The organism is Rickettsia endosymbiont of Villa modesta (genome assembly GCF_964026485.1).
Lineage (GTDB): Bacteria > Pseudomonadota > Alphaproteobacteria > Rickettsiales > Rickettsiaceae > Rickettsia > Rickettsia asembonensis.
On record NZ_OZ032157.1, the window covers coordinates 1,354,247 to 1,380,974 of the forward strand.

Genomic DNA, 26,728 nt, shown 5'->3' on the forward strand with positions numbered 1-26,728 from the left:
AGACTTAAAAATGGTCTACTTATTAAGAAGTTTTTGCGTAGATACCGTAGTCATCATTGCGTACAAGCATAGGCGTGGTTCTTATGTCATTCCCGCTTTCGCGGGAAAGTGTTGTTGCGTGGATCAGTTTTACCTCTGTCATCCCGTGGCTTGACCACGGGATCCAGTTAAAATACTAAAATTATTAGTATTTTTTATTGTTTTTACGGACCTAGTTAGCAAGCCACGGGGTGACACAGTAGGTTTTACCAGTCTACGCAACAATGCCTTGCGGGAATGACATAGGTATCCACACAACAATATCACTTATTAAGAATAAGGCTTAAGGTTTATATGATAAAAAAAATAATATTTGGAATAGCTATTTTACTTAGTACAAGCTGCTTTGCCAATAGTACAACTTCTGACGACTCAAAAAAAGATGCAGCAAAAACCAACGACGCTACAACACAAAAAATTATAGATGATTTTTCTGCTTATGCCGGTACTATAAAACCGGAAGTACGCAAGGAAATACAAGAATATAGAGTAGAAATAGTCGAGATTAATAAGAAGAAACGTGCACTATATAATAGCCTTTCCAAAGAGGCTCAAAATTTTTTAGCAGAGCAGCAAAAATATAAACAAAAACTATCCATCTCTAAACTACCTACAGAAGACGACTCTCCAAATAATACTGCTAATTCTAAAGATAATAAGGATACAGATACAAAATAAAATCTGTTATTTTTGTGAACTTGTAGTTGTATGGTATGGGTAGATAAAACCTGTTCCTATGTCATTCCCGCAAAAGCGGGAATCCAGTACTTTAAAGCTTTTTTAAAGTTTTACCTTGAAAAAATGATATAATAAAAAATCTTTAAAATTAAGATTTTTTAGCCTAGATCCCCGCGAAAGCGGGGATGACATCGAGAGTTTTTTAAAAACTGTCCGGTACTATAGTCAAGCCACAGGGTGACAGTGGTGAAGCCTAGATTCCTGCTTTCGTAGGAATGACCTAAGAGCGAGTCATACAACAACTCCGCTTTTAGCTAGGTATTTCATAAATCTGCTCTACTACACCATCAAGACCCATTAAAAAAGTATAAACTTTTAATTGGGGGAATTTTTCTTTTATTATATCACGGGCCTTGTTTAAAATTTCTGCATGTGCTGCCGTTTCTTTTTCCTTGGTATTTAGCTGTTCCTGACCTATAAGTATTTTATAAGCTCCACATTCTCTATGATCAAGAAAAACAATTTGTTTGATGTTATGTAATTCTTGTAAAATCTCGATAGTATCTTCTATTGTTTTTCCCCAATAAGTATATTTGTCGTTAACGAGGGCAAGCGATGCACCGGGCAGTGATACTTTATCAAAATTATCTTCTAACCCTAATTGCTTCATTAATTTATCTGTTTCATCTATTAATCTAAAATCTACACAACTAATTAAAAGAGTAGAAGCTTCATTTAATGTTTTTAAATGTTCCTAAACACCATAATAAACCCTAAAATTATATATTTTACATATATCATAAAATTCTCCTATTTAAAAATATTTCTTACATGCTTTAAAATAAGAATAACCTGTAATGATTGTTAAAAAAGCGGCAATCCATAAAATTATTTCCCCTAATATATCTAAATAAATAATTCCTGAACCTTTGGAGCCTAGTATCAATATCGATAAAGCAAACATTTGTAAAAACGTTTTTACTTTAGCGAGTCTCGATACAGGCACACTAACCTTTACTAAAACTAAAAATTCCCGAAGACCGCTAACTAAAAATTCTCGTGCTAAAATTAATAGACAAGGTATCTCATCTACATTATCTTTTTTTAGTAGCATTATAATAACGCAACCTACTAGTAGCTTATCTGCTATAGGATCAAACATCTTGCCAAAGCTCGTAACTAAATTATATTTTCTTGCAATATAACCGTCAAAAAAATCCGTAATACTAGCTAAAACAAATAATAATGCTCCAAGTTTACGTGCAAGTGAATTATTTATATAAAATGCCAGTATAATAACCGGAATTACCATTATTCGAGCAATAGTTAGATAATTAGGTAAATTTTTATCTATTCTCATTAATTAATTAAATTTATTAATATAATATTGTTGAATTATGGATAGAATATTATTCCAAGACCAATATATTAAAAGCCCAACAGGAAAACTACTAAACATAAATAAAAAAATTAGCGGCATAAATTTCATTACTTGAGCTTGCATCGGATCTGCAGGTTCAGGACTCATTTTTTGCTGTAAGAACATAGTAATAGCCATTAAAATAGGCCATGCTCCAATCATTAAAAATGATGGCGGCGAGAACGGTAATAAGCCGAATAAATTAAAAATAGTAGTAGGGTCAGGGGAAGATAAGTCTTTAATCCAGCCGTAAAACGGTGCTTGCCGCATTTCAATAGTTACATACAATACTTTATAGATAGAGAAAAATACCGGAATTTGAACAAGTATAGGTAAACAACCCGCTACCGGATTTACTTTTTCTTTTTTATATAAAGCCATTATTTCTTGATTTAAACGTGCTTTATCATCACTGTATAAATCTTTTATCCTATCGATTTCCGGCTGTAAATTTTTCATTTTTTTCATCGAACGATAAGACTTATTGGCTAAAGTAAACATTAATAGCTTAATTATAACCGTAACAATTAATATACTAACACCGAAATTACCGACATAGCCATAGAAAAAATTCATGGCGTAGAAAACCGGTTTGGTAATTATATAAAACCAGCCGAAATCAATAGCTCTATCAAATAATTTAATATCATATTGCTTTTCATATTTATCAAGCAAATCTACTTTTTTTGCTCCTGCAAAAATTCTGCTTTTAATGGAGAAATTTTCACCGGGCTTTATTATTTGTACCGGTGAAATAAAATCTACCTGATATCTTTCAGTCCCTTGCTTAAGAGCATAATTAAAATTCGAGCTGTAATTACTTGATTTATCCGGAATCAAGGAAGATAACCAATATTTATCGGTAATTCCTATCCAGTCAACCTTACTTGCTGCAAATTTTTCACTTTTCTTATCTTTAATATCATCATACGAATATTCTTTAAGATTCTCGTCTATACACCCGATAGGTCCTTGATGTAATATATTCACTGCTTTCTCTACGGCAATATATTTACGGTTTATTAAACCGTAAGATTGCACAGGAAGTTCTTTATCACTATTATTAACTATGGTTTGTTCTATAGTAAATAAATAGTTTTCATCGACAGTAATAGTAACTAAAAATTTAACTCCGTCTTCATTAACCCAAAATAAATTAACAGGTTTTTCAGGGCTTAATATTTCACTATCACTATTCCATATAGTATCGTTGTTAGGGAGTTTTACACTAGATAAATTACTAACTAAACCAATTTCAGCAAAATATGCATTTTCTGTATTAGCCGGTGAAAATAATCTCACTTCAGGACTATTGTTAGATAAATCTTGCTTATATTTCTTTAATATTAAATCGTCAAATCTAAGTCCTTTTAATGAAATAGAACCGGTGAGTGATTCAGATTCTATTTTAATACGCTGTACTTGACTTTCTTCTTGAACAACAATATCAGTTGCAGGTTCTACTAAAGCTTTTAACTGTTGTTTCTTTAAATTTTCTGCTTTCTGCACTGCTATTTGCTGTTGCTGTTTTTTTTGTTCAGGTTTTACAACAAAATATTGCCAACCGAAAATTATACTTAAAGACAGTATAATAGCGGCTATTAAATTAATTATATTATTATTCATTCCTAGGTCTTAAATTTTCATATTTTTAAAGCTTTAAATTTTAAAGCATTTAGAGAAAATAATCAAGTAGTATATATACTTCTTTTCTTTCAAGAGTAGTGAGTATCCAAGATGAAGGACGGCTTCCATCTTGGATACAAATTTAACTTCAGATATATTATACCACTCCTACATTCTGAAATATTTTTAATTTAAATTCAGGAAGTATAGAAATTAAATGTTCAGAAATATTGTCTTGTATATTTTCATAACCTACTAAATTCACTTCTTTAACAAAGATATATATTTCTATAGGCAACCCATTAATCGTAGGTTCAAGCTGTCTTACTAGAAAAGTAAATCCTTCGGTATAAACTGCTGGATTATTTTTTAGATATTCCTGAATATATAATTTGAATAGTTTAATGTTGGTTAAATCTTTCTCTTCTTTATCAAGAGTTATTTTATCTATTACATCCTTTGATATATAAGGAGATTTTTTTAGTTCTTTTAAAATAGTAGCATCACAGAAGTTAATAGTTGCCATATTAATATTAAATACTCTCTTTACCCTTCTTGCTCCTGATTCACTAATTCCTCTATAATTAGTTACGTTAGAATTTAAAATACTGTAAGTAGGAACTGTAGAAATAGATTGGTCAAAATTCCTAATTGTTACTACGGAAATAGTAATTTTTTCAACTGTTCCTTCAATTTCGCCTATACGTACCCAGTCTCCAATATTAATAATTTCTTGAGTAGTTAGTTGCAAGCTTGCAAGTAATCCTAAAACGGTATCTTTGAAAACAAATGTTAAAAGAGCTGCGGCTGCACCTAAACTTGTTAAGAATGTACTAAGCGAAATATTTAATATATATGAAATAGTTACCATTGCTGCAATAACTATGACAATAATTTTTAATATTTGAAAATATAAGCTAAGCGGTGCATTTTTTGTAACGGCCTTGATCCTATTGTTATATAAATCTGCAAAAGCATCTATAAGCGTTAATAATAACATCGTCACGGATATACTAGTATATAAGATTACTATAGTATCTTTGATTCCCAGTAATACATGTGCTTTAAAAGAAGTAGGATGAAAAACATTTCCCCAACCTATAAAGTAAAGTGTTAATAAAGTGTGTAATAAATAACGAAATATAGGATATTTTTTTAGTATCCTTTCATAATCATCATAATGATGTCTAGTTAAATAATTTTTTACAGGAATAAAAATTAATCTTTTAATTAGAACTATCACCGGTATAAGAGATACTAACATAACAAACAATAATACTAACTCAGTACTTGAGGTATGATATAGATCCATTAAATATTGCATATTTTACCTATCATTATTATTATAAATATAAATCTTTTTTATTATTACTAAGAATTTTATTTTTATCAATAATTTTAACTCAAAAGAACTTGGTATTGCTAACCAAATATAGATACTGTCATTGCGAAGCCACGAAGTGGCTGTGGCAATCCATAAAAATAATAAAAAACCGGATTGCTTCGTCAATTACTTACGTAATTTTCCGTAACTCAGACGTTAAATGAATTATTATGACATTTCCTAATATCAATACAATTATTTTCTCTATAGGTCCACTTGCTGTCTCTTGGTATTCTCTTTCATATGTAGTAGGAATTTTGCTAGGTTGGTTCTATGCAAACAAAATTATAGAAAAATTTAAACCTCAAATTACTAAAAAAAATCTAGAAGATTTCATTACTTATGCCGTTATAGGCATAATAGTCGGAGGCAGACTAGGATTTGTTTTATTATATAACCCTTCTAGATATTTTTCAAATCCAATAGATATCTTAAAAACTTATGAAGGCGGTATGTCTTTCCATGGCGGAGCTTTAGGGGTGATTACTGCTGCTTATTTGTTTTGTCGAAAATATAAAATTAATTTTTTAAGTCTCACAGATATAATAGCCCCTGTAGTACCTATCGGATTATTTTTAGGTAGAATCGCTAATTTTATTAACGGCGAACTATACGGACGTATTACAAATTCTTCTTTTGGTATGATTTTTCCTAATAGTGATTTGATGCCAAGACATCCTAGTCAATTATATGAAGCTTTTTTTGAAGGTTTAGTATTATTTTGTATCTTAGCGTATGCAACATTTAAGCACAAAACTCTTAAAAAGTACGGTTTAAACTCAGGAATATTTTTAATATTTTACGCTCTTTTCCGAATCGCTATTGAAATATTTAGAGAACCAGACATACAAATCGGGTTTATTTTAGATAGCTTAACTATGGGACAAATCTTATCTGTACCTATGTTACTTTTAGGAAGTTATTTAATATGTCAATCGAATCCAAAATAAGACAATCAATTGAACAAAACGGCTATATTACTTGCGATGTTCTCATGCAGGAAGTATTACAATCAAATCCTACTTCCTATTATAAGCAAGTAAAATCATTGGCTAGCGCAGGGGACTTTGTTACAGCTCCTGAAATTTCGCAGCTATTCGGTGAAATTATCGGCTTATGGTGTATCAAGGAGTGGCAAAGAATCGGTTGCCCAAAAAGTCTTAGTTTGGTTGAGCTTGGTCCCGGTCGAGGTCTATTAATGCGTGATTTACTACGCACTGCAAAATTAGTACCGGAATTTTACAAAGCTTTATCAATTGAACTAATAGAAATTAATCAAAATTTTATTGCTCATCAAAAGGCTAATTTACAAGATATTAATTTACCGATTAGCCATCGATCATTTGTAGAAGATATACAAAAAAAACCTACTATAATAATAGCTAATGAATTCTTTGATGCTATGCCGATAAAGCAATATATTAAAGTCAAGGAATTATGGTATGAAAGAATATTTGTAGTGCAACCGGTAGACGGCAGAATTAAATACGATAAAATAAGCGTTAATAAGCAATTACAAGAATATTTGCTGCGTACTCATATTGAAGCAAAAGACGGAGCAGTGCTTGAAGAATCTTATAACTCAATAGAAATTATAAAATTTATAGCACAACATCTAAAAAAACTAAGCGGCAGCTGCTTAATAATAGATTACGGCTATGATCTAGCTCCGGGTAACAGAACTAGATATCAGTATAATCCAACATTACAAGCGGTTAAAAACCATAAATATTGCCCAATCCTTGAAAATCTTGGAGAAGCTGATTTATCGGCACATGTGGATTTTTATACATTAAAAACAGTAGCTAAAAATAGTAAAATAAATGTAATAGATACAATATCGCAACGAGATTTTTTAATAGAAAACGGAATCTTATTACGCAAACAAACATTGCAAGATAAGCTTAGCAGGGAGCAAGCAGGGATAATAGAAAAACAAGTAGAGAGGCTAATATCCCCAAAACAAATGGGAACATTATTTAAAGTATTACAAATTATGAATTAATCTATTTTGGCTCTTTCACAGAACCTAAGTTCTGAGTTTTGATTATAAAGGGACAACTTAAGTCGCCTTCTTCACATTTCAGCATGGCTTCAAATTCTTTTATACGCTCTTCGGTTTTTTCTGTAAGACACATAAGCAGTATCATTGGATATACGGAACCGCCATAAACCCCAGAACTCCGAAATTCACAATCAGCATCTCGGTACTTAATCCATAAATTTTGGGATTTTTTAAGTAAAGTAACTTTTTCTTGTTCGTCTGAAATATGCTTTAATATTTCTTTATATATTTGATTTAGTTTCTTATCAACTTTCTTATATTCTTCGCCAGCACAATAATTCATGTCACCTTGTGTCATGGCATTATTACAATCAACAGCAAAAGCACAAGATATCGAACTAAGAAATAACCAACAAAAAATAATTAATTAAGAATCATACGCCATGACGTTCTGCAATTAAACTTTTTATTTTACCTATAGCCTTAGCAGGGTTTAAGCCTTTCGGGCAGGTCTTAGTACAGTTCATAATCGTATGGCAACGATAAAGCTTGAACGGATCTTCTAAATCTTCAAGACGTTCGCCGGTATGATCATCCCTTGAATCGGCAATCCATCGATAAGCCTGCAATAAAATCGCAGGACCCAAATATTTATCACCGTTCCACCAATAGCTAGGACAGGAAGTAGAACAGCAAGCACATAATATACACTCATATAAACCGTCAAGCTTTTCTCGGTCTTTAATCGACTGTAACCTTTCAGAGTTTGAAGGGGTAGGGCTATCGGTTTTGAGCCAAGGTTCTATAGATTCGTATTGTGCATAAAAATGCGACATATCAGGTACTAAGTCTTTCACTACTTTCATATGAGGAAGCGGATAGATTTTGATATCGCCTGATATCTCTTCTATCGGTTTTATACATGCTAAAGTATTTGTACCGTCAATATTCATGGAACAACTACCGCAAATTCCCTCTCGACAAGAACGCCTGAACGTTAGAGTCGAATCGATTTCGTTTTTGATTTTAATTAAAGCATCTAAAACCATCGGTCCGGTTTTGCTTAAATCTATCTCAAAACTATCGATAGTAGGATTCTCATCAAGATCAGGGTCATACCTATAAATTTTTACCTTTCTAGGTTTAAGCATTTCCTCGTGTTCTTTATGCTCTTTTCCTTTTTTTACTACTGAATTTGGCGGTAATCTTAACTCTGCCATTTAAGTACTCTCTTAAAATTTATTTTTAGGACTATACAAAATAATTAGCTAATTCACAATCTTTCATACCATTAACAAAATCTTTGATTTTTAATTTTAGTTGAATGTTATTACCGGGATGTTTAATTGAATCTTTAGGGATTGTTTTACTTAAAGAGCCATTCCCCCCTTTTCGTTGAATTACAATATAATTACCTATTATAATATTACCCTTATTTGTAAAAATAATATCATAATTTAGAGCTTTTAGAACATCTTTCATTACATATATACGCATTAGTTTTTCTTCTCTCTGATATAAAACTAATAACTCTCTTACAGTTTCATTTGAGAATGACCATTTAACCATTTCTTTTGCAATAGGCTGAAAAATCAATAACACCCTTTCTTGTTCTTCAAATGGAATTAAATTTGACTTAATATTTCTCGATTTGTTAATTATCAAATTTTGTAGATAATCTAAACAATTTAAGTTAAATGTTTTGCAAAAATTACTTATAGACGCTCTTGTAAATTGATTATAGGCTATTGCCTGCTTATATGCCTTAAAATACTAACATCTATGTTATAACCGCAGCTAAAATTCATTTTAACATCAGATTTTTCTGCATATATTCCTGTGCTAATAGCATGTGAAAAATTGCCTTCTATTTTAAAAACATCTCTAATCTTATCTATTATATCAATATGTTCACTGATACTATTTTTAAAAAGATTTTCTACATTTTTACCTATATATGCGTTTCCATTATCCATTAAACTGCTATTATTGAGTCATATATATTTGCTATTATTTGTGGAATTACTGAGTTGCCTAATTGCCTATAACCCTTTAATCCATCTGCAACATAATGATCTTGAGGGAAACCCATTAAATATTTACATTCATTGATTGATAGTCTTCTTATCTTATCATTTATATAATAAAGATCGGTTCTAGCACCAACACCGCCACCAAAAGCCGATAAAGTTATTGAATGACCGAAAGGGCTGTAAATCCTTTCACCTTGACCGCCTTTATTAACTTGACCGATCCTAATTGGCTTTAATTGCTTTTCAAACGGTGTTTTATCTAAAACAATATCATCTCTATTAATAGATAAACTTTTATCAACATCCTTTTCTAAAATATCACCAAGAAAAATCCTTTCATAAGATTTTTTCGGCTTTACGTATTTGAGTGTATATTCACTGCTAAAATCTTTTCGTAAACAAACAAAATAAACTCTTTCTCTTGCTTGCGGTACTCCAAATAATGAAGCATTTAACACATTTCTATATACTTATATAGCCAATCTCATCTAATTTTTGGTCTATAGTTTCAATTACACTGCCATTATCAATATTCAGAATATTTTTGACATTCTCAAGTAATAATATATAGGGTTTGTGATATTGTGCTATTCTGATTATTTCATAAAAGAGTCTACCGTTAATATCATCTATACCAAGCCTCTTACCTGAAATACTAAAAGATTGGCAAGGAAAACCGGCACATAAAATATCATGTTTAGGGATTTTGTTTTCCGGTATTTCAGTAATATCACCATACGGCTTATCACCAAAATTTCTTTTATATGCTTCTTGTACGTCTTTGTCTATATCAGAAGAAAAAACATATTCAAGACCCTTTGTTTCCAAGGCTTTTCTAAAACCACCGATGCCGCAAAATAAATCTATAAATTTATACATAAATTATACTATTAAACTTAGGAAGCGGAATTTTCTTTTTTAGCCTTAGCTGTTTTTGTTTTCTCAGGTGATTTTTCTTTATCTATTTTTATAGTAGATGAATCATTAAAAGGAAATTTATTTTCTTCTTCTGAATCTAAAGCTCTACCGCTAAGTAAATTTTTAATTTGCTGACCGGATAATGTCTCATACTCAATTAAAGCATTAGCTAAAGTATGAAGCTGATCTACATGTTTTGTTAAAATATCTTTTGCAAATTCATATCCTTGCGTAATAATTCTTTTAACTTCGGCATCGATTAACTCTGCAGTAGCTTCCGAGGTTTCATTACTTGGTTGTCTACCATACATATCACCACCGCTTGAACCATGGAATATCGGTCCTATTAAATCACTTAAACCTGCTTTTGTAACCATCGCTCTTGCAATATTAGTTGCACCTTTTATATCCGATGAAGCTCCTGAGGTAACTTTATTTCTACCGAAAATAATTTCCTCTGCTACTCTTCCTGCCATATAAACCGCTATAGATGATTCCATCTGTTCACGATTCTGAGAATATTCATCAGTTTCAGGAAGTCTTTGCACCATCCCAAGAGCATTACCGCGCGGTATAATCGTAGCCTTATGAATAGGCGATGCTGCAGGACAATAAAGCCCTACTAATGCATGTCCACCTTCATGATATGCAGTCAATTTTTTTTCTTTTTCCGACATTGCAATAGAACGACGTGCAACTCCCATCAGCACCTTATCTTTTGCCTCTTCCATATCGTGCATATCTACTTCTTTCTTACCAAGCCTTGCAGCAATAAGAGCAGCTTCATTAACTAAGTTAGCAAGTTCAGCACCGGAAAAGCCCGGGGTACCACGAGCAATAATTCGTGCTAGTACCGTACTATTATATTTAATTTTCTTTAAATGTACTTTTAGAATTTGCTCACGACCGTTTATATCAGGGTTTGCAACGGCAATTTGACGATCAAACCTACCGGGACGTAGCAATGCACGATCAAGAACATCAGGACGGTTTGTAGCTGCAATGATCACAACTCCCTCATTTGCTTCAAATCCGTCCATTTCGACTAACATTTGGTTTAAGGTTTGCTCACGTTCATCATTGCCGCCGCCCATACCGATACCTCTATGGCGACCTACCGCATCAATTTCATCGATAAAGATAATACAAGGAGCATTACGTTTACCCTGTTCAAACATGTCACGCACACGGCTTGCACCGACACCCACAAACATTTCAACAAAATCAGAGCCTGATATGCTAAAAAACGGAACATTAGCCTCACCTGCAATTGCTTTAGCAAGAAGGGTCTTTCCTGTTCCAGGAGGTCCTATAAGTAAGCAGCCTTTCGGTATTTTACCCCCAAGCTTTTGGAACTTGCTTGGATCTCTTAAGAAATCTACTATTTCAGTTAATTCTTCTTTTGCTTCATCGATACCTGCTACATCTTTAAAGGTAATTTTTGGTCCTTTATCTGATAGCAACCTAGCTTTCGATTTTCCAAACCCCATGGCTTTCCCGCCTCCATGCATTTGACGCATGAAAAAAAACCAAACACCTATCAATAAAAGCATAGGAAACCAAGAAATTAAAAAGCCTAAAAAGGTATTCATTCTTGTTTCAAGAGGCACCACTTTAATATTAACGTCATTACTAGTAAGACGATTTACTAAATCAGGATAATCAGGAGCATAAGTGTTAAAAGTAGAGCCGTCATTTGAAGTGCCTTCAATTACTCTACCTTGAATTTTTACCGAATTAACGGTCTTTTCATCAACTCGCGTTAAAAAATCCGAGAAAGTTATATTATTTCTTCCGCCAAGTAAACCGTCAGATTGGAAAACATTAAAAAGTAATATTACAAAAACAAAAAGTGCTGCCCAAGCTAAAATACTTCTACCTTGATTATTCATCGATATAAAACCTAATAAAAATTTTTATCGGTATTAGAGGCGTTGTTGCATGGATCGTTTTTTTTCATCATTACGAAGAAAAACTGCAAGTTTTGATGAAGCAATCCAGTAAAAAACGCTAATTTATAGCATTTTTTTAATTTTTTATGGATTGCCGCACAGCCTACGGCCGCTCGCAATGACGATTTGGTATCCATGCAACAAAGCTAAATACCGGTGTTAGCAAAAATGGGTGAAACGAGATACAAAATTTGGAGCAAAAGATACTTCAAAGTTCCACATGTCGTTATCATAATATGATATATGTGGTATTGCTATAACTTTTTCAAGTATTTTAATGATAGGTAAGGTAAATAAAATTGCATTGTGGTTTTTGCAGGATAGATTTTTCAAAGGTTCTAGATCTAATTGTTTCTTTATCATTTTATAATCTTCTAACGATAGATGAGTTACAAAACAATTTTGAGTTTCTTGATTTCTTGTGATGCAAAATCTATTATCCCAAATAACGGATTTATCCAATAATATTTTACTTTCAGGTAATTTTTTGCCGAATTCCCTGTATATAAGTAACTCGTTTTGTATACGATTAATTACACAGCCATGAAGGGTATTCTTAAAGTTTACGTCTTGAGTAATTAATTTCAAAATAGGTTCTACCGAATAAAAACGAGCTGCTCTAGATTGTCCACTAATTATTATCAGTAAAAAATTAATTATTTGTACTTTCACCTCATTTAAAAACTTATCAAATTTAACTAAATCAAGAAAAGCAAAGCCATATTCAAAAATTTTGACTGCTTCGGCTATTGCTGATATTAACTCTGGTTTAAATTTATTATCCAGTAAATCATTAATTTCAAGCTGTTGTAAGATTATATCGGCTTTAATATAATCTTCGCCTTTAGCTAATTTTTGCCTAATAACATTTCGTCTATATTTATCAGATGAATTTGACTCATCTTCAAACCACTTTATATTATGACTGACTAAATACTCTACTAATTCACTTTTTGGAATATTATATAGCGGTCTAATTATTTGTATATTATTATACCAATGAATATTACTGCTACTAAGTCCAAATATACCGCTATTACGTTCTAATCTTAAACAAAAATTTTCTATATAATCATCTGCGTGGTGAGCAGTTAAAAGTACTAATATATCGAGTTTTAGACATAGATTTGTCATCAAATCATAGCGTCCTTCTCTTGCTCTTTCTTGTAAATTAGAAAAATTATTTTGATGATCAAAATATAAACTATAATGCTTGCGATTTAGATTATTACTGATATTTTGGATATAATGGGTCTCTTGCTTCGACTGTTCCCGTAAGTTATGATCAACCGATATAACAGATAATTCTATATTATTTTTTTCTGCCCAAATGTTAGCAAGATAAAGAAGTGCTACCGAATCGCTCCCACCGGAGACTGCAACCGCTATTTTAGATAAACCAAAATTACCTATTAGATTATTGATATTATACTCAAATTTTTCATATAGCATGGTTGAAAAATATTAGTATTGTTGAAAGTTATTTCTAAGGATATCGTAGTTAATTCGATAGTGTACGAATTATGTTATTCCCGCATAGGTGGAACGTTGTTGTATGGACACCGAACCGTCATTGCAAGGAGCGAAGCATTGTTGCAATCCAGAAAAATAGTTAAAAAAATTCTGTAAATCAGAATTTTTAACTAGATTGCCGCAGGAACGATGTTCGTTCGCAATGACGATAGAAAAAATTTATGCTGACTCAGCTAAATCTTCTGAAGTTTCAGTCTTTTGTTCGCGTAAATAATCTTGTGCTTCTGATTCTGATCTTGCAACAATAACCGTAACTATAGCATTAAGCTCTGCATGGAGTCTTATTTCAACTGTATAAATTCCGATAGATTTAATTTGTTTATCAAGAATAATATTTGAATGAGCGATATTATAAGATACATTTTCAGATAATTTATCGGCTATTTCTTTGTTAGTCACCGAACCGAAAAGTTTACCGTCATCTGATGTTTGACGGATAAAAACTAATTTTTGTTCTTTAATAAGAGCATTAATTTTTTCTACTTCTTCTCTTATTTGCTTATCTTTTGCTTCAAATTCGTGTTTTTGTTTCACTATTAGCTCTTTATTAGGCTCAGTAGCTCTAATAGCTAATTTTTGCGGTAAAAGATAATTACGACCAAATCCGTCTGCTACTTTGAGCATGTCGCCAATTTTACCTAATTTTCTTACGGGTTTTATTAATATAATTTCCATGTATTATGCCTTTATTTAGCTTGAAATACAAAAGGTAATAACGCTAAAATTCTTGCAATTTTAATAGCATTATTTAGCTTTCTTTGTTTCTTTGCACAAACGTTCGTGATCCTGCTTGGTAGCATTCTACCGCCTTCAGAAACAAATTTTATTAAAAGCTCAGGATTTTTATAATCAATAACAGGTGCATTAGGCACAGAAAGAGGGCATCCTTTACGTCTTCTAAAAAACACTTTTTTAGCAGTTTTATCTCCTACCTTGCGAGTAGCTGTTTCACTAGCATTATTACTTTTTAACATTCTTTAACCTTAATTCTTACAAATTTAATTATTAATCGTTACATCAATTACCGGAGTATTCTCTGTACTCTGATTTTTTAATATCGGTGAAGGTTCACTACTAATTGAATCTGCTTTAATTGTAAGAAATCTAATGATATTTTCGTTAAGCTTCATTTTTCTTTCTAGCTCTTCTTTTACATTACCAGTAATATCTAGACCTAAAAAATAATAATGTCCTTTTTTGTTATTACTGATTTTGTAAGCTAAAGTTCTTAACCCCCAATATTCTTTTTTTACGATAGTACCATTATTATCTTTAATAATTTTAGCAAAATCATCAACGATTTTATCTATATCGTTTAATGATACGTCTTGGCGTATAATAAAAACTGATTCATAAAAGCTCATGATATATAAAAATCTCCAACAAACAAACTTTAAAATAAGGCCATTTATAGCAACTAAAACTATTAAATTCAAGTATTATCTTTAAAAAATTATTATTTCTTTGTTTCTTTTTATAAAAAGTTTGCTATAAACCCTAATAAATCAGAAAATTATTACAAAAGTTTTTAATTATTTACTAAATATTAATGGAGATTAATTCAGTGTTTGATAAGCTATTACCTGAAGTTTTAATTATAGAAGAAAAAAATAAAAAAAGTGTTAATATTTCTTTAAGTAATGATATAGAGAGAGCAGGATTTAATATAATTAGGGCTTCAACTCTAGAAAAAGCATTAACTTATTTCTTTAGTCAGCCGCTTGCTATCATGATTATTAGTGCAGAATTACAAGAAAATCCTTTAATAACAATAAATAACGTTAGAAAAATTAATAAATTTTCTAAAACGCCTATAATATTTTTATTACCAAACAAGCAATTAAATTTAACAGAAATAGACGATAACGTACTATTTTTTTATAAGCCCTTTTTATCTGAGCAAATAGTAGGTACTTTAAAGAGCTTATTGAGACGTTCTAAGTCAGTTTTACAGGATAATATTATTAAATTTAAGCATAAAAATATTGATTTAAATACTGAAAAAGTATACAAAGACGGACTGAATATTCGCCTAGGTCCTACTGAGTTTAAAATTTTGCGACTTTTTTTTCAGTTTCCAAATGAAGTATTTTCGCGTCAAGAAATAATAAAATATTTATGGGAAAGTGAAGAGACTTTTAATGAACGTCTTATAGATGTTCATATAAATAGAATTAGAGAGGTCTTAGGGAAAGACAATTTAATTATTAAAACCGTTCGGTTTTATCGGTTATTGTTTAAATAAAGATAACGACTAGAATTTTGTTGTCAAAATTTTCTTTGTATTTATGCATTAAGTATGTTAATATCTATTAATTATATTTATGTATACTATAAATATAATAAGATTTTATTCGTTGCCAATTTATATATTTTATAACTAAAAACTGTAAATTTTATGTTAAGTAAACTAAATAAGCCTGCTTTATTTGCTTTAATATTTTATCCTATTTTTATTATATCTCTTGTAGTTAAATATTCGTTTGATTATGGGATAGGACTAACTGAAGTTATTTTTATAATTGCTAGTTATTATATTAATAATATTACCGTTGGGATTGGTTTGCATAGATTGTGGTCTCATAATGCCTACAAAATAAATAAATATGCCGAGTTTGTTTTAATTATGCTGTCTGCAGGAACATTACAAGGACCGGCTTTATCTTGGGCATCGAATCATTATAAACATCATAGATATACGGATCAAGACCAAGATCCGCATACTCCTTTAAAATTTGACAATAAATTTTTAGGCTTTATGTGGTCTCATATAGGATGGATGCTAGTCGGAAGCGGTAGCTATAAGTCTATTGATCGCATTACTTGGGCTAAGCACGGGAAAAACAATTTATTAAAATGGCAGCTAAAATATTATTGGCAAATAGCAGCTTTTATGAATATTGTCGTGCCTTTATTTATCGGTTACTTAGTCGGCGGTACTATACAATCGGCATATGCAGGATTTTTATTTATGGGACTCGGTAGATTCCTGCAGCAGCAAGCAACTTTCTGTGTTAATTCTTTATGCCACTTTGCCGGTAGTAAACAATATTACAAAGGTAACGCTGGAGATATTTGGTGGATGGCTCTATTTTTACTAGGTGAAAATTGGCACAATTACCATCATGCTTTTCCTTCAGATTATCGTAACGGTGCAAAGTGGTATCATTTTGACGTTCACAAATGGATAATATTTTTAATGAGTAAAATAGGTTTAGCTTCAGAACTTGAACGTACTACAAAAGTACGTATACAGGCAAAAATGCAAGAAACTTTAAGCTATCTTAGTAAAAAACAAAAGCAAAAATTGACTTTAATGCAAACTAAAATAGATCATTTATTAGAAAATCTATGCTTAAAAATTAAAGAGCTTGAAGAATCATCTATTACTATTAAAGAACAATTTAAAAAATCTTTTGTAGAAATACAAGAATCACTTAAAAATTTAGCAGAGCAAGTAAGTTCTGCAACGCAAATAACAGAAAAACCTTCGGAAAAATTACTAAAAATAGTTAATAAAAAAATTATTGATGCCGAACAATCTATTTATAAGCTGTATAATCAATTAAATACCTTAAAGGTATCTAATTAGGCATTATTAAATAAAGATAAATATCGTCATTGCGAGCGAGTCTTATTGCGTGGATCAATTTCACCTCTGTCAAGCCACGGGGTGACACATTGGATTTTATCGATCCACGTAACAACACTACTTTTTTAGCCAATACCGGTTTCAATATTAAATGATAAAAATTTTAGGTATAGAATCAAGCTGTGACGATACAGCTGTTTCTATAATCACCGAAAATCGAGAAATCTTATCTAATATAATTATTTCACAAAATACAGAACATGCAGTTTTTGGAGGGGTCGTACCTGAAATTGCCGCACGTTCTCACTTATCGAATCTAGATAAAGCATTAAAAAATGTTTTAAAAGAGAGCAACACTAAATTAACGGAAATTAGTGCAATTGCTGCAACTTCCGGTCCGGGTTTAATCGGCGGTGTTATAGTCGGCTCAATGTTTGCAAGGTCGCTAAGCAGTGCTTTTAAAAAACCATTTATTGCAATTAATCATTTAGAAGGTCATGCTTTAACCGCAAGATTAACCGATAATATCCCTTATCCTTATTTACTCTTGTTAGCTTCGGGGGGACATTGCCAATTTGTAGCGGTTCTAGGGCTTGGAAAATATAAAATCCTAGGGTCTACTATAGATGATGCCGTAGGCGAAGCCTTTGACAAAGTAGCAAAAATGCTAAACTTAGCCTTTCCTGGAGGACCTGAAATTGAGAAAAGAGCAAAATTTGGCAATCCTTATAAATATAAATTTCCAAAACCTATAATTAACAGCGGTAATTGCAATATGTCCTTTTCAGGGCTTAAAACTGCCGTGCGTACTTTAATAATGAATTTACAAGAAATTAATTATAAAGACCGTCATCATTTAGAAAGCTTTAGACAAGATGAATTTAAGGAAGAATCTGCACAGCGTACAAAAGTACATGAGTACAGGCGAAAGTCGAAAAATTCGCTTGTATCAAGCTTTCTAAATGATGATGTAATTAATGATATAGCGGCAAGTTTTCAGTTCACCATAGGAGAAATTCTAAGTAGTAAGGTACAGGATGCTATTAGAGCATATGAACGAGTTGTAAATGATTATTACGAGAATATAGATTATACTACACAGCTAAATTTAAAAAGCTTTAGACAAGATGAATTTAAGGAAGAGCCTGCGGAGCGTACAAAAGTACGTGAGCACAGGCTCTACCCGCAAAATTCGCTTGGATCAAGCTTTTTAAATGATGCTATAGTTATTGCCGGCGGTGTTGCTGCTAATAAATATTTACAAGAAATATTAAGTAATTGTGCTAAAACATATGGTTATCAGCTTATTTATCCACCTATCCGTTTATGTACCGATAATGCTGCAATGATTGCATATGCAGGACTTGAGCGTTACAATAATAAGCTATTTACTCCTTTGAATTTCTGTCCAAAAGCTAGATGGAGTTTAGAGGATATCAGTAAATAAATTTTAATATTGACACTTCTTAATTTAGTAGTATAATATGTAATTATCATGTTTCATGGTAATTATCTATATAAAAAAGAGGTAAGTTTATGAGTAATAACAATTATGAAAACATATACAAAGCATTTAATTGTTTTTCAGAAGCAACCAATTCTGCCTATTCAGCCGTAAATAATTTTTTAGAACTACCTAATGTATTTAATAAATATCCTACTGTTATTTCTTTAATTTTTTCTAAAACAGCAAAATTAGACTCTAATATAACCAATATAATTAAAAACGGTGTTATTATATATGAGATATCAACAACCTTAATAGGCACCGTAAATACTTTTTATAAAGATAAAAAACTAGTCGATAAAATATTAAAAGACGGACAAAATGCTATTGATAAGCTTATTGAAACAACAACTTACTTATCGCCAATAGTTACAGATATTACAAATTCTTACTTAGTTGATCTGTATAAAGAAGAAAAAACCCTATTATTTGACGTACAAATTCCTAACTCTACTAGTAATGATTGTTATAAATTATCAGGTACTGAAAGTATAACATTAACTGAAATTGAAGCATATTAATAAGCTATAATTTTGCTTAATTCGTCATTATGAGCGACTAAAAAGGCCTTGTTGTATGGCTCAGTTTTATATCATTCCCACGTGGCTTTGTTGCGTGGAGCAGTTTTTCCAGTGTCATCCCGCGACTTGATCACGGGATCCAGTTAAAATGTTAGTATTTTAAGTTACTTTTATAGATACCGTGGTCAAGCCACGGTATGACATCGAGTGCTTTTTTATATCCACGCAACAATGCCTTCCCGCATAGGCGGGAATGATATATGAGCCGTACACTTAAATCAATCAATTATCTTTATCCTTAGCTCTTTCTTTTCTCTAGCTATTTTCATGGTATTGCCGCTACTTATTTCGCCTGCTAAAATCATTTTGGCTAAGTTATTTTGTATTTCCCTCTGGATAAGGCGTTTTAAGGGTCTTGCTCCAAAGCTTGGGTCATAGCCTTTTTCGGCTAAATAATTTAAAGCAGATTCATCAAATTCAAGAGTAATATTTTGTTGTAGCAAAATTTTCTGCAAGGCTTCAAGCTGTATCTTAACTATATCATGAATATTATTACGATTTAGGCGATGAAATAATATAATTTCGTCTAACCTATTTAAAAACTCAGGCTTAAATACTGCTTTTACATATTCCATAACCTCATCTTTTACTTTATATGTATCTTCGTCCTCTTTCTGATTAACGAGTATCTCAGCACCTAAATTAGAAGTTAAAACTATAATAGTATTTTTAAAATCAACTGTGATACCCTGACTATCGGTTAATCTTCCCTCATCAAGTATTTGCAGCATAATATTAAATATGTCGGGATGGGCTTTTTCAACTTCATCAAATAATATTACCTGATAAGGACGGCGTCTTACTGCTTCCGTTAACACCCCGCCTTGATCATATCCAATATAGCCGGGAGGTGCTCCTATCAGACGAGAAATAGCATGCTTCTCCATATATTCCGACATATCTATACGAAGTATCGCATTACGGTCATCAAAAAGAAAACCAGCTAAGGCTTTGGTAAGCTCAGTTTTACCAACTCCTGTCGGTCCTACGAATAAGAACGAACCAAGCGGACGGTTAATATCCTGAATACCTGCACGTGATCTTCTTACCGCATCACTAACACCTTTAATTGCCTCATCCTGCCCTATTACCGATTCTCGTAATTTCTGCTCCATTACAAGTAGACGCTCACGCTCACTTGATAACATCGTATCAATTGGAATACCAGTAATACGAGAGATAATACTTGCTATATCACTTTCCGATACAACTTCTTTTAATAGCCCTTTATTATCCATACTTTCGGCTTCCTGAATCTTTTTCATAATCTCAGGTATAATTCCATATTTTAGCTCACTAGCTTTAGCGAGATTAGCGTCACGCTCGGCACGCTCTAGATCGATTCTTGCTCGTTCTAGCTCTTCTTTAAGTTTTTGGGCTTGCTGTAGTTTAGACTTTTCTGCCTGCCATTTAGCGTTCATATCATATGATTTAGATTCTAACTTTTCGAGTTCCTCGGTTAAATGGGTAATTTTCTTTTTAGAATGCTCGTCATTTTCTTTTTTAAGTGCTGCAAGCTCAATTTTTATCTGAATAATACGGCGATCTAGCTCGTCAAGCTCTTCAGGCTTACTTGACAATTCTATTTTCATACGGCTACAAGCTTCATCAATCAAATCAATAGCTTTATCAGGTAAATAACGATCGGTAATATAACGGTTTGATAACGTCGCTGCTGCAACTATTGCACTATCGGAAATTCGCACTGCATGATGCAGCTCGTATTTTTCTTTAATTCCTCTAAGTATTGATATAGTATCCTCAACCGTCGGCTCACTCACGTAAACAGGCTGGAAACGGCGAGCAAGTGCTGCATCTTTCTCGATATATTTACGATATTCGTCTAAAGTAGTAGCACCGATGCAGTGCAGCTCACCACGAGCAAGCATCGGCTTTAGTAAATTCGAGGCATCCATAGCACCGTCGGTTTTTCCCGTACCGACTAATAGATGCAGTTCATCGATGAATAAAATAATTTCACCGCTTGATTTTTTAATTTCGCTAAGCACTGCTTTAAGACGCTCCTCAAATTCACCTCGATATTTAGCACCTGCTATTAATGCTCCCATATCAAGCTCAATAATACGGCAGTTCATAAGTGACTCAGGTACGTCCTTACTAAATATACGTTGTGCAAGCCCCTCTATTATAGCAGTTTTACCGACTCCTGGTTCACCGATCAACACAGGATTGTTTTTCATGCGTCGTGATAGTACCTGCACGGTTCTTCTTATTTCTTCATCACGCCCGATTATCGGGTCAAGCTTACCGCTTTCGGCAAGCTCTGTTACGTCTCTGCCGTATTTCTTTAGAGCATCGTAACTATTTTCTGCCGATTCGGTATCTGCTTTTTTGCCTTTACGAAGCTGTAAAATAGCTGCTGCTAATTTTTTACTATTAATTCCATTATTCGTTAAAATTTTACCGGCTATAGTATTATCATAAGTTAATGCTTCAAATATACGCTCTATGGTTACAAAGCTATCCCCACTGTCTTTAGCAATGCTACTAGCTTTTTCTAAAACTTTAAGAGCTTCAGCAGAAGAATAAACTTGTCCCCCTCCCTCAACCTGAACTTTTGGGATTTTATTTAGTTCTAGCTGAACTTGATCTTTTAATAAGTTTATATTACCTCCGGTATTATTAATAAGGGTTTGAATTATACCTGTTTCTTCACTTAAAAGACTAGATAATAAATGCAAAGGTAATATTTGCTGATGATCGTTTTTAGCAGCAATCGATTGGCTACTAGCTATCACTGATTTAGCATGTGCAGTAAATTTATCAATATTCATATAGATAACATATTTTAATTAATAAAGTTAAATATTTTTAACTAGACTATTTTTATATAATAATTTTTAATTAAAATAACAAGAGATGCACAACTACATATAGAATTTTATAATGCTTTCATCATTAAAGGGAGTGTTGAGCTATGAAGAGTAAAAGGTTATAATGTGATAAAAAAATAAGAAAGTAAAAAATGTCAGAGCATCAAATAACAATGGTCAGTTTAGATGAATTAGTTAGCCCGGAACATCAATATCGTAAATTTAAAAGTTAATTTAATTTCAAAGCAGTTGCAAGAGAGTTATTAGCGATAGAAACTGAAGCTAATTATAAAGGCTATGGAGCATTGAGGTTATTTAAATGTTTACTTCTACAATTTATGGAAGACTTATCTGATCGAGAATTAGAACGTTATTTGGCTGATAGTAATGCCGGCAAATGGTTTTGTGATTTTGCTCTTACAGAGACGACTCCAGATTATAGTGTGTTTAGTAAAATACGTAAGAAAATAGGTACTAACTTACTATCAAAAATATTTGCAAACTTTAGAGAACAACTACGAAAGCAAGGTTATATGAGCGAGGTATTTACCTTTGTAGATGCCTCTCATTTGATCTCAAAAGCTAGTCTTTGGACAGAACGTGATGAGTTGAGGAAGCAAAAATATGACAAGCTAAATAATGAGACTTTGCCCAAAGTTGCGAATGATAAACAAGCTAAAATTGGTTGTAAAAGAGGTAATAAGTTTTGGTATGGTTATAAAAAACATGTTAGCGTTGATATCCAATCAGGGATTATTAATAAGGTTGCAGTTACCTCTGCAAATGTTACTGGTAGCAAAGGTTTTAAACACGTTATGCCACGCTCCGGTGCTGCATATTTAGATAAAGCATATTGTACAAAGTCTACCAAAGATACAGCAACTAGGCAAGAAGTGCATCTTTGTGCTGTAAAGAAAAATAACATGAAAGATAAAAATTTTGACCTTGATAGATATTATACAAAAATTAGAGCACCTTTTGAAAGAGTATTCTCACAAGATAATAAACGTGTCAGATATATTGGTATTGCCAAAAATCAATTCTCGGAATTTATGAATGCTATATGTTTTAATTTGAAACGCTTAACCGTTTTAACGGCTAGCTAATATTATAATGGATAACGCATAGATAATAACAAAATCTCCACTGATTTTTACTAATTTTGTATATATACTTCTTTTACCTGAAAAATTGGTAGTATTAGATATTAATTATCCATAAGAACATTGATTATTCGCTCATCTAAATATTCATTTTCCAACTTTTCAAGTTAAAGAAGTATACTACCAACAGGTAATGTAGAAAATAACCACTAAATTTTTAAAATGACTAGCATATACCACATTCTTGACAATGTTCCTGCTATTTATAAGCAGGACATGGAAATAGAGTATGAGCATTTGGCGATGCAATTAATTAAGTCTGGTAAATTACGGATAGATACCGATGATTGCTGCAATTTTGCAAGATTTACCGAGCCTGCTCTTAATATAAGCTTAATGGTTAGTAAAGAAGAACTAACAAGCCCGCATTTAATTCCTGAAACTACCAAGCTTTTTCAAAATTTATATAGAAACTCTGCTTCAGATCAGAAAATAAAATCAATCTTTGATAACTTAAAAAAACAAATACAAAAGCTACAACCGGTTAAGAAAGAAGTAACCGAAATGTTGGCACGTCTTTTTGTTCAGTCGGCTCATCCGATCGTAATAAGGTGGCTTCTTCTTAATAAGACGGAAGTATTCCTTACCTATTCGCATAATATCGGCGATATGATGGATATGGTTAGCTGGCAACGAGTAGGCGGTAATAGCGGTATGCAAAGCACTAACGGCAAGGACGTAGCTATTTTTGTTTCATGCGGCGGTAATCCTTTTGCTGAAAACAATAAAGACTATCCTATGTACGGTAATGGCTGGCCTGCCGTTGCTAGGCTTCAGATTATCGCAGCCCAAGAGCTTGGGCATTTTGCCGATATAAAAAGAGATGATAACGGCAGGCAAATAACTCGCCATTCGGCTAATTTTTCCGGTACTAAAGCTACCGATAAAGTACGAATTGCTAGAAAAAATGATATAATACATTGTCATAATTTGCTGGGTAAGCTCCTTAAAGCAGGCATGAAAAAGCAATTAGATTATGAAACAAAGCTTAAATTTTATAATGCAAATAAAGTTAGCGGCTTAAAAGTTTATGCTATAAAATTTATGATTTTTATATATAAATTTCGGCTTTTAAATTATAGCAGTAGGAATAACCTAATACTTGTAAAAAAATTTAAAACCGATAAATATATGGCATTAATGATTGAGGCTATGTTTAAAGATATGCAAGCTAATTTATCGCCAAACGCTGAAGTGTATAAAAATAAAAACCCTGAAATTGAAGAAGCTGTAGCCTGCATTGAGGCACTCGCTAGAGTACCGCAACAAGCCGTAAAATGGGGATATTTAACTACCAAAGAAACTATGCATGACCTTTATAAAATATATTATAACGAGGTTATACCTTCTTTAATTACTAGCTATAATGCTGTCACCGGTGAAAATTATAAACGTGATTTTAAAAAACCAAAAAACGGCTTCTTTTCTAGAATCAATATCTTCAGGAATAAGAAGCTAGTATTAAAACCAGTTAGAGAATTGTAAGTATACTGATGTGAAATGAAAAGTAGTATACGAAGGTCAATTGCAAAAAGAGCAAGGAATTCACAAGGCGAGGAGCGGAGCGTATACTTAATACGTGAGTACCGCAGCTCTTGTAGAATGACATAGCCAATTTTTGAAGTTGACCTAGTATATATTGCTTTTTTAAGAATTTAGTATTATATTTAATATAAAATTATATATAAAAAATGATATGACAAGCTTATCTATTACTCTACCCGATAATATAGCTAAAGCTAGTAATGAAATTGCTAAAAAGCTAGGATTATCTAGAACAGCATTTATTCGTCAAGCCATTATACATGAACTCAATAATCTTCAGTCTCAATTTGAACAAGACGATATTATAAAAAGCTTTAATGCAATGAAAAAATCTAAAAAATATCTAGAAGAAATGACAGAAATCACTGAAAACTTAAATTCAGAATTACTAGAAGAAAAGGAAAAATGGTGGAGCAAAAAGAAATATTAACACGGGGCGGTATTTATTTGGCTAGGCTTGATCCTGCTAAAATAAATGAAGTTGGAAAAATACGTCCCGTAATAATATTAAATTCACAAACAATATTAGATTCTATTCCTCCTATAATTTTTATTTGTCCTCTTAGCAGCCAATCACAACTGGAATTTAGTAATCTTCATTTTGAACTAGATGTACGAGATAATTTAGAGGTAAAAAGTTATGCACTAATAGAACATTGCAGGTCAATAAGCATAACAAGAATTATCTATCCAAGATTAGCACAGGCTACTTCTTATGAAGTAAATCGTATTTTACGTATTCTACAACAATTGGTTGGTGTATAAAACTATGGTATCGAACAATTTTTTTTAATGTCATTTCTGCAAAAGCAGAAATCTAGAAAAATAACTTCAATATTGATATAGAAGTTATACATATTTTGATAAAATAAACAGATAAAAAACAAGTTTTTTATGGGAGTGTTGAGATATGAAGAGTAAAAGGTTATAATGTGATAAAAAAATAAGAAAGTAAAAAATGTCAGAGCATCAAATAACAATGGTCAGTTTAGATGAATTAGTTAGCCCGGAACATCAATATCGTAAATTTAAAAGTTAATTTAATTTCAAAGTAGTTGAAAGAGAGTTATTAGCGATAGAAACTGAAGCTAATTATAAAGGCTATGGAGCATTGAGGTTATTTAAATGTTTACTTCTACAATTTATGGAAGACTTATCTGATCGAGAATTAGAACGTTATTTGGCTGATAGTAATGCCGGCAAATGGTTTTGTGATTTTGCTCTTACAGAGACGACTCCAGATTATAGTGTGTTTAGTAAAATACGTAAGAAAATAGGTACTAACTTACTATCAAAAATATTTGCAAACTTTAGAGAACAACTACGAAAGCAAGGTTATATGAGCGAGGTATTTACCTTTGTAGATGCCTCTCATTTGATCTCAAAAGCTAGTCTTTGGACAGAACGTGATGAGTTGAGGAAGCAAAAATATGACAAGCTAAATAATGAGACTTTGCCCAAAGTTGCGAATGATAAACAAGCTAAAATTGGTTGTAAAGGAGGTAATAAGTTTTGGTATGGTTATAAAAAACATGTTAGCGTTGATATCCAATCAGGGATTATTAATAAGGTTGCAGCTACCTCTGCAAATGTTACTGATAGCAAAGGTTTTAAACACGTTATGCCACGCTCCGGTGCTGCATATGTAGATAAAGCATATTGTACAAAGTCTACCAAAGATACAGCAACTAGGCAAGAAGTGCATCTTTGTGCTGTAAAGAAAAATAACATGAAAGATAAAAATTTTGACCTTGATAGATATTATACAAAAATTAGAGCACCTTTTGAAAGAGTATTCTCACAAGATAATAAACGTGTCAGATATATTGGTATTGCCAAAAATCAATTCTCGGAATTTATGAATGCTATATGTTTTAATTTGAAACGCTTAACCGTTTTAACGGCTAGCTAATATTAT

The 26,728-nt window shown here is 32.0% G+C and carries 30 protein-coding genes and 1 pseudogene; 12 read left to right on the forward strand and 19 right to left on the reverse strand.

What is annotated here, in order from left to right:
• Positions 1-138: 138 nt before the first annotated feature.
• Positions 139-264, reverse strand: a complete 126-nt coding sequence (locus AC5584_RS07710) for a proline/betaine transporter (RefSeq protein WP_499217097.1) — start codon at positions 262-264, stop codon at positions 139-141.
• Between the two features lie 69 nt (positions 265-333).
• Between AC5584_RS07710 and AC5584_RS07715 the strand changes: the two genes are divergently transcribed.
• Positions 334-717, forward strand: a complete 384-nt coding sequence (locus tag AC5584_RS07715; RefSeq protein ID WP_499216380.1) for a hypothetical protein — start codon at positions 334-336, stop codon at positions 715-717.
• A 310-nt stretch (positions 718-1,027) separates the two neighbouring features.
• On the opposite strand, the pseudogene AC5584_RS07720 reads toward AC5584_RS07715, so the two are convergent.
• From AC5584_RS07720 to AC5584_RS07735, 4 genes and pseudogenes are all read right to left on the reverse strand, one after another.
• Positions 1,028-1,518, reverse strand: a pseudogene (locus AC5584_RS07720) (carbonic anhydrase).
• A gap of 13 nt (positions 1,519-1,531) precedes the next feature.
• Positions 1,532-2,077, reverse strand: a complete 546-nt coding sequence (pgsA, locus tag AC5584_RS07725) for a CDP-diacylglycerol--glycerol-3-phosphate 3-phosphatidyltransferase (protein WP_499216381.1) — start codon at positions 2,075-2,077, stop codon at positions 1,532-1,534.
• A 3-nt stretch (positions 2,078-2,080) separates the two neighbouring features.
• The gene (gene yidC / locus AC5584_RS07730; protein ID WP_499216382.1) at positions 2,081-3,763 is read right to left on the reverse strand and encodes a membrane protein insertase YidC; all 1,683 of its coding nucleotides are present in this window, start codon (positions 3,761-3,763) and stop codon (positions 2,081-2,083) included.
• 157 nt (positions 3,764-3,920) lie between these two features.
• Complete coding sequence (locus tag AC5584_RS07735; RefSeq protein WP_499216383.1) at positions 3,921-5,087, reverse strand: mechanosensitive ion channel family protein; 1,167 nt, start codon at positions 5,085-5,087, stop codon at positions 3,921-3,923.
• Positions 5,088-5,317: 230 nt separating this feature from the next.
• Here AC5584_RS07735 and lgt point away from each other — a divergent pair, with 230 nt between their 5' ends.
• Together lgt and AC5584_RS07745 are read left to right on the forward strand one after the other, a co-directional pair.
• Positions 5,318-6,097, forward strand: a complete 780-nt coding sequence (gene lgt / locus AC5584_RS07740) for a prolipoprotein diacylglyceryl transferase (RefSeq protein ID WP_499216384.1) — start codon at positions 5,318-5,320, stop codon at positions 6,095-6,097.
• Entirely contained in the window at positions 6,076-7,152 is a 1,077-nt protein-coding gene (locus AC5584_RS07745; RefSeq protein WP_499216385.1) for a class I SAM-dependent methyltransferase, read from the forward strand. Before lgt ends, AC5584_RS07745 begins: the two co-directional genes overlap by 22 nt.
• 1 nt (position 7,153) lies before the next feature.
• On the opposite strand, the gene AC5584_RS07750 is transcribed toward AC5584_RS07745, so the two are convergent.
• The 11 genes from AC5584_RS07750 to rpsF all read right to left on the reverse strand — a co-directional run bounded on the left by AC5584_RS07750 (position 7,154) and on the right by rpsF (position 14,952).
• Complete coding sequence (locus AC5584_RS07750) at positions 7,154-7,510, reverse strand: lysozyme inhibitor LprI family protein (RefSeq protein ID WP_499216386.1); 357 nt, start codon at positions 7,508-7,510, stop codon at positions 7,154-7,156.
• Between the two features lie 76 nt (positions 7,511-7,586).
• Positions 7,587-8,372 carry a succinate dehydrogenase iron-sulfur subunit gene (locus tag AC5584_RS07755; protein WP_499216387.1) on the reverse strand — a complete coding sequence of 262 codons (786 nt, stop codon included), beginning with the start codon at positions 8,370-8,372 and terminating at the stop codon, positions 7,587-7,589.
• Positions 8,373-8,403: 31 nt separating this feature from the next.
• Entirely contained in the window at positions 8,404-8,817 is a 414-nt protein-coding gene (locus tag AC5584_RS07760) for a hypothetical protein (protein WP_499216388.1), read from the reverse strand.
• An 80-nt stretch (positions 8,818-8,897) separates the two neighbouring features.
• Positions 8,898-9,128, reverse strand: a complete 231-nt coding sequence (locus AC5584_RS07765; RefSeq protein ID WP_499216389.1) for a hypothetical protein — start codon at positions 9,126-9,128, stop codon at positions 8,898-8,900.
• Complete coding sequence (locus tag AC5584_RS07770; RefSeq protein WP_499216390.1) at positions 9,128-9,643, reverse strand: DNA cytosine methyltransferase; 516 nt, start codon at positions 9,641-9,643, stop codon at positions 9,128-9,130. Before AC5584_RS07770 ends, AC5584_RS07765 begins: the two co-directional genes overlap by 1 nt.
• A 4-nt stretch (positions 9,644-9,647) precedes the next feature.
• A complete protein-coding gene (locus AC5584_RS07775; protein ID WP_499216391.1) occupies positions 9,648-10,064 on the reverse strand; it encodes a DNA cytosine methyltransferase in 417 nt (138 codons plus the stop codon).
• Positions 10,065-10,081: 17 nt separating this feature from the next.
• Positions 10,082-11,995 carry an ATP-dependent zinc metalloprotease FtsH gene (gene ftsH, locus AC5584_RS07780; RefSeq protein WP_499216392.1) on the reverse strand — a complete coding sequence of 638 codons (1,914 nt, stop codon included), beginning with the start codon at positions 11,993-11,995 and terminating at the stop codon, positions 10,082-10,084.
• A gap of 219 nt (positions 11,996-12,214) precedes the next feature.
• A complete protein-coding gene (tilS, locus tag AC5584_RS07785; RefSeq protein WP_499216393.1) occupies positions 12,215-13,507 on the reverse strand; it encodes a tRNA lysidine(34) synthetase TilS in 1,293 nt (430 codons plus the stop codon).
• 240 nt (positions 13,508-13,747) lie between these two features.
• The gene (gene rplI / locus AC5584_RS07790; RefSeq protein ID WP_499216394.1) at positions 13,748-14,263 is read right to left on the reverse strand and encodes a 50S ribosomal protein L9; all 516 of its coding nucleotides are present in this window, start codon (positions 14,261-14,263) and stop codon (positions 13,748-13,750) included.
• An 11-nt stretch (positions 14,264-14,274) separates the two neighbouring features.
• Positions 14,275-14,562 (reverse strand): 30S ribosomal protein S18, encoded by a 288-nt coding sequence (rpsR, locus tag AC5584_RS07795; RefSeq protein WP_010420625.1) that lies wholly within the window; start codon positions 14,560-14,562, stop codon positions 14,275-14,277.
• A 24-nt stretch (positions 14,563-14,586) separates the two neighbouring features.
• Positions 14,587-14,952, reverse strand: coding sequence for a 30S ribosomal protein S6 (gene rpsF / locus AC5584_RS07800; RefSeq protein WP_499216395.1), 366 nt, complete (start codon positions 14,950-14,952; stop codon positions 14,587-14,589).
• A gap of 200 nt (positions 14,953-15,152) precedes the next feature.
• On the opposite strand from rpsF, the gene AC5584_RS07805 reads away from it, so the two are divergent.
• Positions 15,153-15,833, forward strand: coding sequence for a winged helix-turn-helix domain-containing protein (locus AC5584_RS07805; RefSeq protein ID WP_499216396.1), 681 nt, complete (start codon positions 15,153-15,155; stop codon positions 15,831-15,833).
• A gap of 153 nt (positions 15,834-15,986) precedes the next feature.
• A complete protein-coding gene (locus AC5584_RS07810; protein ID WP_499216397.1) occupies positions 15,987-17,180 on the forward strand; it encodes a fatty acid desaturase in 1,194 nt (397 codons plus the stop codon).
• Here the strand turns inward: AC5584_RS07810 and AC5584_RS07815 are convergent.
• Positions 17,173-17,298: a hypothetical protein gene (locus AC5584_RS07815; RefSeq protein WP_499216398.1), complete on the reverse strand. Its 126-nt coding sequence runs from the start codon at positions 17,296-17,298 to the stop codon at positions 17,173-17,175. The genes AC5584_RS07810 and AC5584_RS07815 overlap by 8 nt on opposite strands.
• A 33-nt stretch (positions 17,299-17,331) precedes the next feature.
• Between AC5584_RS07815 and tsaD the strand changes: the two genes are divergently transcribed.
• Both tsaD and AC5584_RS07825 read left to right on the forward strand, forming a co-directional pair.
• The gene (gene tsaD, locus AC5584_RS07820; RefSeq protein ID WP_499216399.1) at positions 17,332-18,627 is read left to right on the forward strand and encodes a tRNA (adenosine(37)-N6)-threonylcarbamoyltransferase complex transferase subunit TsaD; all 1,296 of its coding nucleotides are present in this window, start codon (positions 17,332-17,334) and stop codon (positions 18,625-18,627) included.
• Positions 18,628-18,716: 89 nt separating this feature from the next.
• Positions 18,717-19,208, forward strand: a complete 492-nt coding sequence (locus AC5584_RS07825; protein ID WP_499216400.1) for a DUF5424 family protein — start codon at positions 18,717-18,719, stop codon at positions 19,206-19,208.
• A 151-nt stretch (positions 19,209-19,359) separates the two neighbouring features.
• Here AC5584_RS07825 and AC5584_RS07830 read toward each other — a convergent pair whose 3' ends face one another.
• Both AC5584_RS07830 and clpB read right to left on the reverse strand, forming a co-directional pair.
• Positions 19,360-19,494, reverse strand: coding sequence for a hypothetical protein (locus AC5584_RS07830; protein ID WP_410527637.1), 135 nt, complete (start codon positions 19,492-19,494; stop codon positions 19,360-19,362).
• On the reverse strand, positions 19,487-22,063 hold the full coding sequence (gene clpB, locus AC5584_RS07835) for an ATP-dependent chaperone ClpB (protein WP_499216401.1): 2,577 nt from the start codon (positions 22,061-22,063) through the stop codon (positions 19,487-19,489). Before clpB ends, AC5584_RS07830 begins: the two co-directional genes overlap by 8 nt.
• 308 nt (positions 22,064-22,371) lie before the next feature.
• Here clpB and AC5584_RS07840 point away from each other — a divergent pair, with 308 nt between their 5' ends.
• From AC5584_RS07840 to AC5584_RS07860, 5 genes are all read left to right on the forward strand, one after another.
• The gene (locus tag AC5584_RS07840; protein WP_499217045.1) at positions 22,372-23,208 is read left to right on the forward strand and encodes a transposase; all 837 of its coding nucleotides are present in this window, start codon (positions 22,372-22,374) and stop codon (positions 23,206-23,208) included.
• A gap of 219 nt (positions 23,209-23,427) precedes the next feature.
• Positions 23,428-24,750, forward strand: a complete 1,323-nt coding sequence (locus AC5584_RS07845; protein ID WP_499216402.1) for a DUF2748 family protein — start codon at positions 23,428-23,430, stop codon at positions 24,748-24,750.
• Positions 24,751-24,961: 211 nt separating this feature from the next.
• The gene (locus AC5584_RS07850; RefSeq protein ID WP_039594795.1) at positions 24,962-25,240 is read left to right on the forward strand and encodes a ribbon-helix-helix domain-containing protein; all 279 of its coding nucleotides are present in this window, start codon (positions 24,962-24,964) and stop codon (positions 25,238-25,240) included.
• On the forward strand, positions 25,216-25,575 hold the full coding sequence (locus tag AC5584_RS07855; protein ID WP_499216403.1) for a type II toxin-antitoxin system PemK/MazF family toxin: 360 nt from the start codon (positions 25,216-25,218) through the stop codon (positions 25,573-25,575). The genes AC5584_RS07850 and AC5584_RS07855 overlap by 25 nt, the downstream gene beginning before the upstream one ends.
• A gap of 310 nt (positions 25,576-25,885) precedes the next feature.
• Complete coding sequence (locus AC5584_RS07860) at positions 25,886-26,722, forward strand: transposase (RefSeq protein WP_499217046.1); 837 nt, start codon at positions 25,886-25,888, stop codon at positions 26,720-26,722.
• Positions 26,723-26,728: the final 6 nt, after the last annotated feature.

Coding starts and splice junctions, on each gene's coding strand:
- AC5584_RS07715 (WP_499216380.1), top strand. CDS start 334: ATGATAAAAAAAATAATATTTGGAATAGCTATTTTACTTAGTACAAGC.
- pgsA (WP_499216381.1), bottom strand. CDS start 2,077: ATGAGAATAGATAAAAATTTACCTAATTATCTAACTATTGCTCGAATA.
- yidC (WP_499216382.1), bottom strand. CDS start 3,763: ATGAATAATAATATAATTAATTTAATAGCCGCTATTATACTGTCTTTA.
- AC5584_RS07735 (WP_499216383.1), bottom strand. CDS start 5,087: ATGCAATATTTAATGGATCTATATCATACCTCAAGTACTGAGTTAGTA.
- lgt (WP_499216384.1), top strand. CDS start 5,318: ATGACATTTCCTAATATCAATACAATTATTTTCTCTATAGGTCCACTT.
- AC5584_RS07745 (WP_499216385.1), top strand. CDS start 6,076: ATGTCAATCGAATCCAAAATAAGACAATCAATTGAACAAAACGGCTAT.
- AC5584_RS07750 (WP_499216386.1), bottom strand. CDS start 7,510: ATGACACAAGGTGACATGAATTATTGTGCTGGCGAAGAATATAAGAAA.
- AC5584_RS07755 (WP_499216387.1), bottom strand. CDS start 8,372: ATGGCAGAGTTAAGATTACCGCCAAATTCAGTAGTAAAAAAAGGAAAA.
- AC5584_RS07765 (WP_499216389.1), bottom strand. CDS start 9,128: ATGGATAATGGAAACGCATATATAGGTAAAAATGTAGAAAATCTTTTT.
- AC5584_RS07775 (WP_499216391.1), bottom strand. CDS start 10,064: ATGTATAAATTTATAGATTTATTTTGCGGCATCGGTGGTTTTAGAAAA.
- ftsH (WP_499216392.1), bottom strand. CDS start 11,995: ATGAATAATCAAGGTAGAAGTATTTTAGCTTGGGCAGCACTTTTTGTT.
- tilS (WP_499216393.1), bottom strand. CDS start 13,507: ATGCTATATGAAAAATTTGAGTATAATATCAATAATCTAATAGGTAAT.
- rplI (WP_499216394.1), bottom strand. CDS start 14,263: ATGGAAATTATATTAATAAAACCCGTAAGAAAATTAGGTAAAATTGGC.
- rpsR (WP_010420625.1), bottom strand. CDS start 14,562: ATGTTAAAAAGTAATAATGCTAGTGAAACAGCTACTCGCAAGGTAGGA.
- rpsF (WP_499216395.1), bottom strand. CDS start 14,952: ATGAGCTTTTATGAATCAGTTTTTATTATACGCCAAGACGTATCATTA.
- AC5584_RS07810 (WP_499216397.1), top strand. CDS start 15,987: ATGTTAAGTAAACTAAATAAGCCTGCTTTATTTGCTTTAATATTTTAT.
- tsaD (WP_499216399.1), top strand. CDS start 17,332: ATGATAAAAATTTTAGGTATAGAATCAAGCTGTGACGATACAGCTGTT.
- AC5584_RS07825 (WP_499216400.1), top strand. CDS start 18,717: ATGAGTAATAACAATTATGAAAACATATACAAAGCATTTAATTGTTTT.
- clpB (WP_499216401.1), bottom strand. CDS start 22,063: ATGAATATTGATAAATTTACTGCACATGCTAAATCAGTGATAGCTAGT.
- AC5584_RS07845 (WP_499216402.1), top strand. CDS start 23,428: ATGACTAGCATATACCACATTCTTGACAATGTTCCTGCTATTTATAAG.
- AC5584_RS07850 (WP_039594795.1), top strand. CDS start 24,962: ATGACAAGCTTATCTATTACTCTACCCGATAATATAGCTAAAGCTAGT.
- AC5584_RS07855 (WP_499216403.1), top strand. CDS start 25,216: ATGGTGGAGCAAAAAGAAATATTAACACGGGGCGGTATTTATTTGGCT.